General features: G+C 41.3%; 11 protein-coding genes. 6 read left to right on the top strand and 5 right to left on the bottom strand.

Annotated elements, in window-relative coordinates; translation table 11 throughout:
• Positions 1-121 precede the first annotated feature (121 nt).
• From LK453_RS12730 to tnpC, 3 genes are read left to right on the top strand one after another with little or no spacing between them, the layout of a single operon-like run.
• Complete coding sequence (locus LK453_RS12730) at positions 122-517, top strand: transposase (protein ID WP_201535522.1); 396 nt, start codon at positions 122-124, stop codon at positions 515-517.
• Positions 514-858, top strand: coding sequence for an IS66 family insertion sequence element accessory protein TnpB (gene tnpB, locus LK453_RS12725; RefSeq protein WP_193031469.1), 345 nt, complete (start codon positions 514-516; stop codon positions 856-858). The genes LK453_RS12730 and tnpB overlap by 4 nt, the downstream gene beginning before the upstream one ends.
• Positions 859-900: 42 nt before the next feature.
• On the top strand, positions 901-2,658 hold the full coding sequence (gene tnpC / locus LK453_RS12720) for an IS66 family transposase (RefSeq protein WP_227945138.1): 1,758 nt from the start codon (positions 901-903) through the stop codon (positions 2,656-2,658).
• 22 nt (positions 2,659-2,680) lie between these two features.
• On the opposite strand, the gene LK453_RS12715 is transcribed toward tnpC, so the two are convergent.
• The 3 genes from LK453_RS12715 to dnaB all read right to left on the bottom strand — a co-directional run bounded on the left by LK453_RS12715 (position 2,681) and on the right by dnaB (position 6,344).
• Entirely contained in the window at positions 2,681-3,481 is an 801-nt protein-coding gene (locus tag LK453_RS12715; protein WP_201538157.1) for an enoyl-CoA hydratase/isomerase family protein, read from the bottom strand.
• A gap of 133 nt (positions 3,482-3,614) precedes the next feature.
• Entirely contained in the window at positions 3,615-4,667 is a 1,053-nt protein-coding gene (locus tag LK453_RS12710) for a threonine aldolase family protein (RefSeq protein WP_201538159.1), read from the bottom strand.
• 237 nt (positions 4,668-4,904) lie between these two features.
• Positions 4,905-6,344 carry a replicative DNA helicase gene (dnaB, locus tag LK453_RS12705; RefSeq protein ID WP_201538161.1) on the bottom strand — a complete coding sequence of 480 codons (1,440 nt, stop codon included), beginning with the start codon at positions 6,342-6,344 and terminating at the stop codon, positions 4,905-4,907.
• A 561-nt stretch (positions 6,345-6,905) separates the two neighbouring features.
• Between dnaB and pdxA the strand changes: the two genes are divergently transcribed.
• The 3 genes from pdxA to LK453_RS12690 all read left to right on the top strand — a co-directional run bounded on the left by pdxA (position 6,906) and on the right by LK453_RS12690 (position 10,075).
• Positions 6,906-8,114, top strand: a complete 1,209-nt coding sequence (gene pdxA, locus LK453_RS12700; protein WP_201538163.1) for a 4-hydroxythreonine-4-phosphate dehydrogenase PdxA — start codon at positions 6,906-6,908, stop codon at positions 8,112-8,114.
• Positions 8,115-8,198: 84 nt separating this feature from the next.
• Positions 8,199-9,092, top strand: coding sequence for a 16S rRNA (adenine(1518)-N(6)/adenine(1519)-N(6))-dimethyltransferase RsmA (rsmA, locus tag LK453_RS12695; protein WP_201538165.1), 894 nt, complete (start codon positions 8,199-8,201; stop codon positions 9,090-9,092).
• 146 nt (positions 9,093-9,238) lie between these two features.
• Positions 9,239-10,075, top strand: coding sequence for a symmetrical bis(5'-nucleosyl)-tetraphosphatase (locus LK453_RS12690; protein ID WP_201538167.1), 837 nt, complete (start codon positions 9,239-9,241; stop codon positions 10,073-10,075).
• Positions 10,076-10,230: 155 nt separating this feature from the next.
• On the opposite strand, the gene LK453_RS12685 is transcribed toward LK453_RS12690, so the two are convergent.
• Both LK453_RS12685 and LK453_RS12680 read right to left on the bottom strand, forming a co-directional pair.
• The gene (locus LK453_RS12685; RefSeq protein WP_201538169.1) at positions 10,231-10,965 is read right to left on the bottom strand and encodes a glucose 1-dehydrogenase; all 735 of its coding nucleotides are present in this window, start codon (positions 10,963-10,965) and stop codon (positions 10,231-10,233) included.
• Positions 10,966-11,416: 451 nt separating this feature from the next.
• Entirely contained in the window at positions 11,417-13,819 is a 2,403-nt protein-coding gene (locus LK453_RS12680) for a site-specific recombinase (RefSeq protein ID WP_201538171.1), read from the bottom strand.
• Positions 13,820-14,035 lie beyond the last annotated feature (216 nt).

Raw genomic sequence — 14,035 nt, 5'->3', positions numbered from 1 at the left:
AAGGGTTGTCATCATTAATGGCAACCCTTTTGTTTAAAACGTAAGCATCCGACCATCCCATCTTTTTTTCTATTAAAAAATGCGAGATAGTGTCCACGAACAAATAATCGTGGACACTAACATGACAACACAACCCCCTAATAAGCCCAAACGCAGAACTTACAGCGGCGAGTTTAAAGCACTTTTAGTAAAAGAAGCGACAGACTCAGGTCGATCAATTGCCAGCATTGCCCGAGAGCATGGCATTAACCAAAACCTTCTACATAACTGGAAACGCCAGTATCAGCGCACGCAGACTCAAGCTGACACATTACCTGGTGCTATAAACAGTCCTCATGATCCAAACCCGCACTTTATTCCAATTCATCTTGAGCCTGGAATCACGCATCTAGGCTCAGCCTCCGTCATAAAGAACATCAAACTGCAAATCACAGCTCGAGCATCTGGGGCGATAAGCCTCAACATTAGCCAAATAGACACTCAAAGTTTGATTGACCTACTACGAGGACTGCAATGATACCCATCACTCACATCTGGCTATCCACCGCACCTATGGACATGCGATGTGGTAGTGGCAAACTACTGGCCCACATCATCACCGAACACCAAAGCATTCGCCCTCACTGTGCCTACCTGTTTTACAACAAAGCAGGCACACGCCTAAAAGTATTCATTCATGATGGGCTTGGCGTATGGCTTTGTAGCCGTCAGCTCGATGACAATAAATTTCATGGCTTAACCAAACAGCTTACCACCACTCAAACTGGCATCAGCATCAACCGTGAACAATTTAATGCCTTAATCAGTGGACTGCCTTGGCGTAACATGGGCAAAGATAAATTAACCCCCATCCTATAAATAGCAGATGACAGGCAAATAAAACTCTGGCAACATATCGCCATGACTGTTGCCAACTTATCCGACTTATCAAAAGACCCCACTTACGCCGAGCTTCTGGTGAAAATCCACCTGCTTGAACAGCGTAATGAGCACCTGCAGCAACAAATTGATCAAACAAATACAAGTCACGATCAACTACAGCAGCTTTTTAACCAAGTGGTTGAAGAAAACCACAAGCTGTATGAACAAGTGCTTGAACTCATCGAAAAACAAAAGCGGCTTATTCACCGGCTCTATGGACAAAAAAGCGAAGGCATCACTGACAGACAAACCCACTTAAACTATGAGGCGGCGCAAGAGGACTTAGCGCAGCTTGAACAAATCCGAGATGAATACCTTAGCGGCTTAAGCCAAGATGAGCTTGCCAAGCTGCCTGCTATTGAACTTACTCAGGCAGAAACCCTCATTGATCAGGGTGAGCTTAAAGCCGTCAAAGAGAGCACAGATGAGCTGCCAGCTTCAGCTACTGATCAGCCTAAAAAAACAAAGCGTGCTAAATACACAGTGATTCCTGACAACCTTGAGGTGAAAACCCAGGTTCATGAACCACTTACCACCGTCTGTGACTGCGGCTGTCAAATGAAGCGAATTGGGGAGGATAAACAAGACAAACTTGGCATTATCCCTAAGCAGTTTTATATTGAGCGTCACATCTACCCTAAATGGGTATGCCGTGAGTGTGACATCATTCATCAAGCGGCTACCCCCAAGCAGATTATTAACAAAAGCATCGCCACCCCAGAGCTGCTTGCACACATCCTTATTAGCAAATATGCAGACCATCAGCCGCTATATCGGCAGAATATTATCTATCAGCGAAGTGGGGTAAATATCCCCGATGCTACTATGGCAGATTGGGTAGGACGCTGCGGCGTCGCCCTTGAGCCTTTAGTCAGTCGCTTGCATGAACTATTACTGTCTGAGCCTATCTTACATGCCGATGAAACCCCGGTATCTATCATGAAGAACCATGTAAAGGTAGGTGGTAAATCATTAAAAAAAGGCTATGTCTGGGCGTATCTTACGCCACAGCACAACTCATTAAAAGCGGTGGTCTATGACTTTGCCGAAAGTCGTCGTAATGAGCACCCTAAAGCCTTTTTAGATAAGTGGCGCGGTAAGCTGGTTTGCGATGATTACAGCGGGTATAAGTTCTTATTTCATCAAGGTGTGACTGAAATCGGTTGTCTGGCTCATGCACGGCGTAAGTTTCATGAACTGCATGTCACTGGGCAAAGTATCGTGAGCATTGAGGCATTAACGTTATTTAGGCAGTTGTATGCTGTTGAACGTGAGATTGATGAGCGATTTGAAAAAAATACACCTCCAATACCAAGAGATCCCCAAATAGTTCGGCAAATCAGGCAAGAAAAAGCCAAACCGATTGCCGATAAGCTGCACCAATGGTTACAAGAAAAAAGGCAGTTAACCACTAAAAATGCCAGTATTAGTAAGGCGATGGATTATTGCCTGAAACGTTGGCAGGCGCTGACTCAGTATCTAGATGATGGCAGGCTGCCGATTGATAATAATTGGGCGGAGAATCAGATGCGTCCGTGGGCACTTGGGCGTAAAAACTGGTTGTTTGCCGGTTCGCTGCGAAGTGGGCAGCGGGCTGCGAATATTATGTCAATCATTCAGTCAGCTCGCTTAAATGGTTTGGATGTGTCTGCTTATTTGACAGACGTGCTAAGACGCCTGCCTACTCAAGAGGATCTGGATGAGTTGTTACCTCATCGCTGGGTGCCACCGCAATAGGGGGTGGTCGGATGCTTACGAATTACTTATTATAAACCGGCTTACGCTTTTCGATAAAAGCGGTAATGCCTTCAATAAAGTCATCAGTCTTAGCCAATCTGGCTTGCTGATGTACTTCCATATCCAATGCTTCATTAAGTCCCATATAAGCATGTGTATTTATCAAATGCTTCATGGTAGCCAAGGCAGTACTAGGTAACTGACATAAGCGATTTGCCAACGTCATAACAGCGGCATCAAGTTCATCAGCGCTAACCACTTGGTTCACTAGGTTTAAGTCTGCCATGTCTTGAGCACTAATCTTATCACCTAACATAACCAGCTCTGTGGTCTTCGCCGGCCCAATTAGCTCATTAAGTAAATATATGCCACCCGCATCTGGGACTAAGCCAATATGGACAAATGCTTGAACAAACTTAGCGTTATCTGCAGTAATACGGAAATCACAGGTTAAAGCTAGGTTCATGCCTGCACCAGCAACGGCCCCTTCAAGTTTGGCAATAATAGGCTTGTGGATCTTACGTAATTGTAAGCTCACCTCTCCAGCGCCAGTAACCATCGCTTTCAACTTTTCTGAAAGCACTTCTTTCTCAATACCATCAGACAGCATTTCTTTGATATCGCCGCCACTAGAGAAGTTACCTCCGGCACCTTGTAGAATGATGACACGAACTTGGTCATCTGCTTCAGCGTCTTGTAACGCTGTCATTACTGCATTTTTTAAGGGGGTACTAAAAGCATTTAAACTTTTAGGGTCATTTAAAGTAATGGTCGCAATATGATTTTCAACATTATAAATTACAACATCTTGGGATTGGGTCATAATCAATATCCTAATGAATTTAAGAGGGCGTCACATATAGGTAGCGGCAAAACTGCCAGTTGTATCCTAATTATCAGTTATACACTTTTATAGCGAAGGATACAAAAAGAATTATTGAAGGCGAAAGAAACACTTAGTTATTAGATGTGTTTTCTTTTACCTTTTCAATAAAACGATCTACCTGGCTTTCAGGGGTAGCCCATGAGGTTACTAAACGGCTAATGCTAAAGCCATTGTCTAATTGTTCCCACTCATAAAAATCAAACTCATTTTTTAATATTTGGATAAGACCTTGTGGCAATATGGCAAATACTTGGTTGCTTTGGGTCGGTACAAACAACTCAATACCACATTGCTGTAAACCTTGAGATAGCTTTTGCGCCATAGCATTGGCATGTAAACAAAGCTCTAAATATTTATCGTCTTTTAATAACACTTCAAACTGCAGGCCAAGCAAATAACCTTTGGCCATCAGACCGCCATGACGTTTTAAATAGATATTAAAATCAGTGGCAATTTTCTCATTGGGAATAATTAAGATTTCACCAAACATAGCCCCCATTTTAGTCCCACCAAACCAAAATATATCGGTGAGCTCCGCAAAATTAGCAAAAGTTAACGTGCGTTCATTAGGATTGCTATGAGTGTGGGCAATGGCCGCGCCAAGTCTTGCACCATCCATAAATAAGTACATGTCGTTTTTACGGCAATAATCTGATAAGGCTTTTAGTTCCTCATAGGTATAGACCGTACCCAGCTCGGTGGTATTAGAGATATAGACTGCTTTTGCTCTCACCACATGAGGTGTAAAACTATGGCGTACTCGCACTTTCTCCAAAGCCTCAATGGTCAGCTTGCCCTGTTTCGACTCCGCCAAGATAACTTTATGACCTGTAGCCTCAATAGCGCCGGCTTCATTTACGGCAATATGACCGGTATCACAAGCAACGATACCATCGATAGGAGACAACATAGCATCAATACATACTAAGTTGGCTTGAGTGCCGGTAATGCCAAAATGAATGGCAATATCTTTGTTGTTTAATTGAGATTTTATTTGATCACGTACCCGCTCAGAGTACTCATCGAAGCCATAGCCTTTATGTTGTTGTAAATGGGCGTTTTGCATGGCAGTGATAATGTCAGGGTGAGCACTTTCGCTGTAGTCGTTTAAAAAGTGAAACATAGCTTGGTTTTAAACTCTCTATAAGGTTGAACAGAATATGGGCCGAGGCCGGGTGAATTAAACAAAAAGGAGCTACTAACCCTCAGGTTAAGTAGCTCAATTAAATAATTAGTTAATCGGTTTTTTATATAAATTTGCCAGTCGTCAGTTATAAGTTATAAGTTATAAGTCATCAGCGAATGAGAATGCCAGTTAACGATAGCAATTTATACTAGGTCAGTTTGTACTGAGTCAGTATTATTCATCATTCTCAAAACTGGCATCTGCCATATAATGATCAGGCGTTAAGTTAATAAAGCGGGTGTATTGGCCTTCGAAAGCCAGACGCACGGTGCCAATAGGTCCGTTACGCTGCTTACCAATAATAATTTCAGCCACCCCTTTTAGGTCTGAGTTCTCGTTATAAACCTCATCACGGTAAATAAAGGTAATTAAGTCAGCATCCTGTTCAATAGCGCCAGACTCACGTAAGTCAGACATGATAGGGCGCTTGTTAGGACGGTTCTCTAGGCTTCGGTTTAACTGCGATAAAGCAATAACCGGGCAGTTTAGCTCGCGTGCTAACGCTTTTAAGCTACGTGAAATCTCAGAAATCTCCTCAACACGGTTGCCACTTAAGCTCGGCACTTTCATCAACTGTAGGTAATCCACAATGACCATACCAATTTTACCATCATGATTTTTGGCGATACGGCGACACCGTGAACGTACTTCAGAGGGGGGGAGGGCAGTACTGTCATCAATATACAAATGTTTGTCTTGTAAATGGGCGACAGCAGTCATCATACGTGCCCATTCATCCTCATTCATCTGGGCCGAACGCAAACTGGTTTGGTTAATCTGACCCCATGATGACAATAAACGCATCACAATCGATTCAGCCGGCATTTCCATTGAGAACACAATCACTGGTAAATTTTCGTGAAATAACACCCCTTCGGCTAAGTTCATAGCAAAGGTGGTTTTACCCATAGAAGGACGGGCAGCAACAATGATCAAATCACCAGGCTGCAAACCTTGAGTTTTATTATTGAGCTCAGTGAAGGGCGTTCTTAGACCAATCATCCCGTCGGGGTTATTTTTCAGCTCATCCATTTGATCGATAACGTTGACCAATACGGCGCCGACATCAACAGGGCCTCTTTGTTTGGCTCGTTTGTTATGCTGCTCATTAATCGCGAAGATCTTTGATTCAATGTTATCTAAAATATCGCTAACGCCGCGCTCTCTTGGGTCATAAGCCAAAGCTAGCATCTCATTACCTGTGGTAATGAGCTGACGCAAAGTCGACAACTCCCGTACCCGTTCTGCATAAGAGACAATGTTGAACATGGTACTGGGACTTTGGGTAACAATGTCAGCAAGATAGCTTTCGCCACCGGCTTGTTTAAGCAGCTTCTGTGAGCTTAGCCAGTCATGTACCATGACGGTGTCATAAGGCTCGCCTACTTGCGCCAGATAAGAGATAGCGGCGAAGATATGTTGGTGACGGCCGGCATAAAAGTCATCTTTTGACACGATATCAGATATTTTGTCATAAGACTCCTCAATGCTCATTAATGTCGCTAATAAAGCTTTTTCAATGTCTACGTTATGCGGAGGTTGTTGACTCAATAAGTCGGTTAAACCAACATCATTGTTGTCATTTTTTTCGGTTTTCTTTTTACTTTCGGCCATAATTCTACTGTCGTTATTAAATTGCAATGAGGTTAATAGGCGCAGTTAATCTAAATCACTGACGAAAATCGAGTATCGATATTTATGATGCGACTAAAAAAGCACTTTAAATAGAGTTGTTCTAATTAGAGTGCTATCGGAGTTTTATTAATTTAGGGAGTTGGTTTAATAAAGTTTGAAACCAAGTTTATTAGGCATTAAGGTTAAGCACTACCGGTTAGGTATTATCTAATATGCTTCTGCTAATTACGTATAAAGCCTGAGTTAAGTTTTACGATTTGGTCTGCGAAGTTTAGCACATTGGCACCCGTCATAAGTCGAAATTAAGATGATTTTATTTTTATAATTCTCGAGTTTTAATTAAAATTTAGACGCTTATTTTCTTGTAATTGGGGTGGCTTACTTTATTTATGAGGGTAGAATGGAGACTTATCAAGCAGGATAAACGGTTTGTTATAATCAATAAAATTGAATAAAAACATTTGGCTCAAACTTTATTAGTTATGCCTTTTAATAACTATATCTTCTAACCTCCTACTCATTACTAAAAAGGTGCTACTAATGACAGCCCAATTTTCTAATACTAATAATAGTAACAATAACCGGCCGCTTATCGTCACTACCGGAGAGCCGGCTGGAATAGGTATGGATATCGTACTGCAGTTAGCAGTAGCAGGAGAGCTTAGCAAGCTAGATTATCCTGTGGTGGTATTGGCCGATGAAAATGCTCTCAAACAACGCTTTGAACAAATTTATGGTGCTCAGACTGACGGCTTAGTAAAGCCATTATGGCGACACATTGCAGAAGCTACTGATTTATTGGATAACTTAGAGGGTAATACTGATTCTGAAAGTTTTTGGCAAGCTATTCAACCCATTCAAAATATCCAACAACAGCAGGAGGGAAAACAAGCTAGCGCAGAGGATGATTCTTTGCCTTGTTTTTATTTAATAAACGTCAGCTGTGATGAACAGGTTACTGCGGGCAAGTTATGTATAGACAATGCCGCTATGGTTGTCAGGCAGCTAGAGTTGGCCCATAGGCTGGCTTACTCAGGAATGGCCAGTGCTATCGTCACTGGACCTCTACAAAAGTCAGTATTGATTGAGGCGGGTATTACTTTGGAGGATGGGTCCATGTTCACCGGTCATACTGAATTCTTTATGCAAAAAAGTGGCCGCGATAAAGTGGTGATGATGCTTGCCAATCAAGCAATGAAAGTGGCACTAGTGACCATTCATTTGCCGCTTAGAGAGGTAGCCAATGCCATTACTGCGGACAATGTTCGTCAAACGGTACAGATTGTGATGGATGACTTACAACAAAAATTTGGCTTAACACAGCCTAAAGTCTTAGTCTGTGGTCTTAACCCCCATGCTGGCGAAGATGGTCATCTGGGTCGTGAAGAGATTGAGATTATTAACCCAGTTTTACAAGAATTTCAGGATAAAGGAATGGATATCTCTTCTGCTATGCCAGCAGATACTCTATTCACTCAGCGACATTTGCAGCATTGCGATGCGGTTATCGCGATGTATCATGACCAAGGGTTGCCTGTGCTTAAATCGCATGGCTTTGGTGACACGGTAAATTTGACTTTAGGTTTGCCTTATATCCGTACTTCAGTAGACCATGGTACGGCTCTAGATTTAGCTGGTAACAGTCAAGTAGCTACTGAGGCGGGTTTAACGCTGGCAAGCAGTAGCAGCTTATGGCAAGCCCTGAAGATGGCCAATGATATGGCCCAATCAAAAAGTGCTCTCAGCTAAGCACCTTTTTGGAAATATCTTAAACAAGTACGACCGCTAAATATGCTAAACTAGACCCCTTTTTTAATTGATATCTATCGACTTATGACTCATTCAGACGCTTCAAAACATCCTTTACACAGTACCTTACAGAAGGCTGCTAAGCACCAACCTAGAAAAAGGTTTGGTCAAAACTTTTTGCATGATGACAGTATCATCAGTCAAATTGTCGACTCTATTGGCCTTAACCGTGATGATAATTTGGTTGAGATTGGGCCGGGCATGGGTGCCTTGACTGAGCCTTTACTTGAGCAAGTCGATGCCATGACGGTGATTGAATTGGATCGTGATTTGGCAAGCAGTCTTAGAATTCGTATTGGCGCTAATAGTCATCCTAACTTCCATATCGTCAATACCAATGCGATGCAGTTCGATTATTCGACGTTATATAACAAAGAAGGTGAGGGCGCTGAAACTAAGAAGCTGCGCATTGTGGGTAACTTACCTTATAACATTTCTACCCCGTTATTATTCACCTTGCTAGACTATTCGGATATTATTGAAGACATGCATTTTATGCTGCAAAAAGAAGTGGTAGAACGTATTACCGCGGATGTGGGCAGTAAAATTTATGGCCGTCTATCAGTTATTATGCAATATCACTGTGAAACTGAATATTTGTTAACAGTTCCAAGAGGCGCTTTTAATCCGCCACCAAAAGTGACCAGTGCTGTGTTTCGTTTGCGTCCGCATCTTACCAAGCCGGTACAAGCAGAAGATGAAAAGCTATTTGCTTTGGTGGTTCGTGAGACCTTTAACCATCGCCGAAAAACGTTACGGGCTATTTTTAAACAGTCCTCTTTAATGGCGACGTTGACTGATGAAGACTTTGCTTCTATTGGTATTGAAGGTACAGCACGCCCTGAAACATTAGATGTTAAGGATTTTGTGGCTCTAAGTAATTTGGTGAATAGCAAACTACAGAGTCCGCAATTATAAAGACTACTATGGAGTTGAGTACTATATACTCATACTTAAGAGTAGGGGTATACTTTATTAAGTAATAGAGATAAATAAGTCGCTAAAGACGAATTCAATTAAGAAGCCTAAAGAGTAAATACTATAAATAAAACTGAGTGGAATATATGACTTACCGAGCCGAATATGTAATCGGAGACCTACAAGGATGTTATGCAGCCTATGTTGATCTCCTGGATAAAATAAATTTTGATCCTAAGCAAGATAAGCTATGGTTTGTGGGAGATATAGTCGCACGAGGTGAGGACTCCTTATCTACTTTGCGTCATGTAAAGAATTTATGTGAGCAAGGGGCAGCAGCCACCGTGCTGGGTAACCATGATATTAATCTAATTGCAGTATGGCGCGGTTTCGCTCCTCTAAAGAAGAAAGATCAAACCGAAGATATTATCAATGCACCTGACTGCGATGAGCTACTTAATTGGTTGCGACGTCAGCCTTTAATGGCTTTTCCTAATGAGCACACGGTATTGGTTCATGCTGGCATTCCACCACACTGGAAAATAAGCGATGCCAAAAGGTATGCCCGTGACGTTGAAGTACAGCTTTCAAGCAGCTTATTTCAATTGGATAGGGTATTACCTCACCTCTATAGCGGTGAAGCTGATGAATGGTCGGATAGTCTCAATGGATTTACCCGTATTCGGGCCATTACTAACTATTTCACTCGGATGCGCTTGTGCAAAAAAGATGGTTCACTTGAATTCAGCTTTAAGTCGAGTCTAACCGATGAAATGCCGGATGAGTTCCGCCCTTGGTTTGAGTGGCAAGTGCCACGCAGTCGTAAAATTTTATTTGGACACTGGGCCGCTTTAAAAGCTGATGTGGATTTACCTTCTGCAAGGGCGTTGGATGGGGGCTGTGTTTGGGGTAGCTGCTTAGTCGCTTATCGTCTTGAGGATGGCCAAATAACCACCTCATCAGATAAATGTCCTGCCAATTAAAACAGACTTAGAAAACACATTAAATAAAAAGCGCGAGTCATCGAATGGCTCGCGCTTTTTAATAGCGGTTAATTTAATAATATCTATCTGTGATGGATCAAGGACAAAAACATTAGCCCTTTAAACAGTTATTATCATTACTATCTGGTTAATCGCTATTGTGCAGTTATACCACCATCTGCGATAAACTCTGAACCTGTCGAATAGCTGGAGTCGTCTGAAGCTAAAAATAGAATTAAGCCACTGATTTCTTCAGGTTGCGCCACACGCTTCAATGGAATAGTCTTAGCGAACTGCTCAACCGCATCTTTGGTATCGCCCTGCATAATCATAGGTGTAGCAATGACACCAGGATGCACGGAGTTAACCCGTATGCCATAATTGGCCAACTCTAAAGCGGCGGCTTTGGTCATCCCACGTACTGCAAATTTAGAATCGGTGTAGCCAATAGCGCCACCTACCAAACCATTGATAGACGAGATATTAATAATAGAACCATTCTTAGTCTTTTTCATAGAAGGTGTAACTGCCTTCATACCTAAGAATACAGAGACTTGGTTAATCTCAAGAATTCGGCGATAATCCTCTAAGGACGTCTCTAACAAGGATTTTGCCATGGTGATACCGGCATTATTCACTAAGACATTAATAGGCCCGAATTTGGCTTCTGTTTGTTCAACCACATTGGCCCAGTTCTGCTCATTAGTGACATCATGTTTGATGAATAAAGCATTCTCACCAAGAGAGGCAGCCAAGTCCTCTCCTTTTTCAACATTGACATCAGTTAACACTACTTTTGCGCCATGTTCTAAACATTTGCGTGCGTGGGTTTCGCCCATACCTTGCGCAGCACCAGTAATAACAATAACTTTATCTTGTAATCGTCCCATTCTGTTCTCCTTATTATTCTAAGACGTTGAAGAAGATTTTATGATTAAACCGCTGAAGTCATTTTAAACAGCACAAATTATTCAAATGAATGAGTTAAATGAGTTATTTAAATAAACTATTTAAACGATCTAAAATTTATAGTATTTATTATTCTAATTATACTTAAAATTATTATATGAAAATATTATCTATTGGTTACATATTGGCTTGATAGTAGGGAATTGTGTTAAAAAATAAGGGGCGCTTTTTATTTATAGACAGCATGAATAATTTATATAGACAAAGGGTGATATATCCCTCATTTAGAGTCGCTCAATAATAAATCCCAGTGACTAAACCTAATCGCTAAGTTAAATCACTGGGATTCATTGTTCAAATAAAGTATTAAGTAAGCTATTAAAATAATTTCTTAATTTGAATTATTAATAGCAACCACGAAGCTAGAAAAATCTACTCAGGTAGCTTAGGAGGATTTTTCGGCTTCGGTAGAGGCGTTTTGGCATTTTTCGTTTTATCTTCCTCAGTACTTACTATGGTTATTCCTTCATCGGAAATACTTTCAAAGACCTCTGGCGTGAGTAACTCAAACTCTTTGTCATCTAAGTTAACTACTTTCTTTTCGACAGTTTCTAAGGGTTGGTCACTGCTTAATTTTTTATTAAACTCGTTTTTCTCGTTCATTTCATCAATACGCTTAGTATCAATAGAGGTGCCTTCTGGGATAACCCTGACACTGGATAATCGTCGTACTGCAAAGTGTTTTGGAAAGAGCTTATTTTTCTGAGTTTTATTGGTTTCTTCATGAATCATATAGCCTTGACTGTCAATCTTGGCATATTTCATAGGTTCTGGACGTGGTAAGAAAAAATCTCTAGGCTGAGTAAATAGGTGAGTGTACATGAGCTTAGCTAACGTCTTCCACTCAACAACCTCAACCCCTTTAGAACGTAAGGCCACTATCATTGCTAGAGAAAAACTTACCAACAAGTTGACTATACCAATTAGAGCTACCCCCAATAAAGATATCAACACAATACCAAAACCAAAGTCTTCTGCAGCGATGTTGAATATACCGTGTGAGAAGTTGGCAGAGGCAAAGGCAATATGGCGAATATCCAACGGCATACCAAAGATAAAGCCCACTGTTGCAGTACTGCCTAGGAACACACCAAATAAGAAGTTACCCATGATGGCGCCTAAGTTGTTCTCAACAAAGATGCCGAAGCGTCGTAACCCAGATTCGGAAACAAATCTTAATAAAAACTTATGACGGGAAATACGCTCACCAATATTGTTAAATAAGGCTAAGTTATCATAGTAACCCGCAATCAAGCCGGACAAGAATAAGAACACACCAGCAATGGCCGCATGGAAGATCGCCAATGAGTGAAAAGGATCTAAGTCGTGTAATAGATGATCCGCTTGGTCAGTATCAATCATTGGCGCGCCACTCACTTGTAGCCATACGATGGATATGATCAAGGCCAAAGGCATGGCAACCATTACGTTACCCATAATCGCAATAAACTGAGTACGTATGATATCTACCATCAGCTCTGAAAGCTTGGCAAGTTGATGTGATTTCTTACCTGAGCTGTCTGAGATAGTAGAGGCAATAGCGGCAGCAGTCATCGCTGGCTGTTTGGTCGCAACTGTCCCGTGGATAATATGAATAAATACGAAGCCTAAGCCATAAATCATACTGTTAACAAAAGCCCGACTCATTGGCGCGAGCTCTAAGTCGTAAGATAAAATTTTGGTAGTGGCCATAAAGGCGATCATAAAACCACCGACCGCCGCCATTTTGAACATTTTTTTATAGCCGGCCTTATCGGTACTAATGTAATGCTCACCAACACGCCCTGAGTTTTCAGTAATTTTTCTAGACAGTAGCTTGGTATTATTATCAATCAAATAGCTAATACTATAGCGACGTTTAACACTGACAATAATGGCTTGGGTTAGCTCAACGATGGCTTTATCACGATTTTTATCATTCTTTGCTAGCAGCTCACTTAAAATGTGCATACGGTTTAAGCTTTGCTCAAGGCGCAGTAGCATATTGGTCGAACGAATCGAAATCCCAGTCTTGTAAATACGCTTACGTACCGTGTTCACAATATTGTCACACTGCTCAAGCATTACCAATAAAGGACCTGGGTCAATCTCACGACCAGGAACGGCATCTTCATAATTGTCTAATTGATGTATTTCTCGGTATTCGTTAGCAAAAAGTACGGCTTCTTGGTTTTGAGCCACAAAAGCGGCTGAGTAATCGAGCATTTGCGGATAGGCTTTCATCAAATCAGGATGCAGGCCGATACCACTCACGCGGTAAGATAAAATAACTAACGCATTTAGAATATTGTTTTTAGCAGTCGCTACTAGGTTAGAGTGCGCATCATCTACCATGATGAGGTCTACTAGCTCATCCCATAGTTCGTCGTTAATAGACGCCAACCAGCGCTCATCATCCTTGCCGTCAAATAAGTAAGCAACGAGTTCTACAATAGAATCATCTTCTGGCAATAAGGGCACAAAGCGATGTCCAATTAGTCGCATCAAGCTATTGGAAAAGGTTTGGTCTGATAAGATACCGGTGTCGGTATATAGCGACATTCTATGGTATTTATTGAGTAAGGTTAGAACAAAGACGGCCAGACCATTAGCATACTGAGGATATTGTCTTAGAAGTGAATTTAATTCCCGTATTCTCTCATTAGGAAGGTCGGAGTTGGTCTTAAATTCAGCTTCTGACACCCGTAAAGTATCAATTAATCTTTTGAGCACATAAGGCTCAGGGCTATCGCACAATGCATTGATTTTATGCAAAATATCTTTTAATTCTGCCACTTAATTACCCTTATTCGATCAGATATTGAGAAGGTATCTTAAAGTGCTATTAATTTCAATTAATTTAATAGCATATTTATAGTTATAACGAAGATAGATACCTATAATTAGCGGAAGGCAAGACAGTCATATAATGACAAAAAAAACAGCTACGAGAGCTGTCTTCTTGTAAAGTTAAGATGAATTATAAACTATTTCCGAGATTCAAGTCGGCTT

Origin of the sequence: Psychrobacter sanguinis (assembly GCF_020736705.1) — a bacterium.
GTDB lineage: Bacteria > Pseudomonadota > Gammaproteobacteria > Pseudomonadales > Moraxellaceae > Psychrobacter > Psychrobacter sanguinis.
Note: the sequence above shows the minus strand (reverse complement) of the source record. Positions and strands in the feature narration are given on the sequence as shown.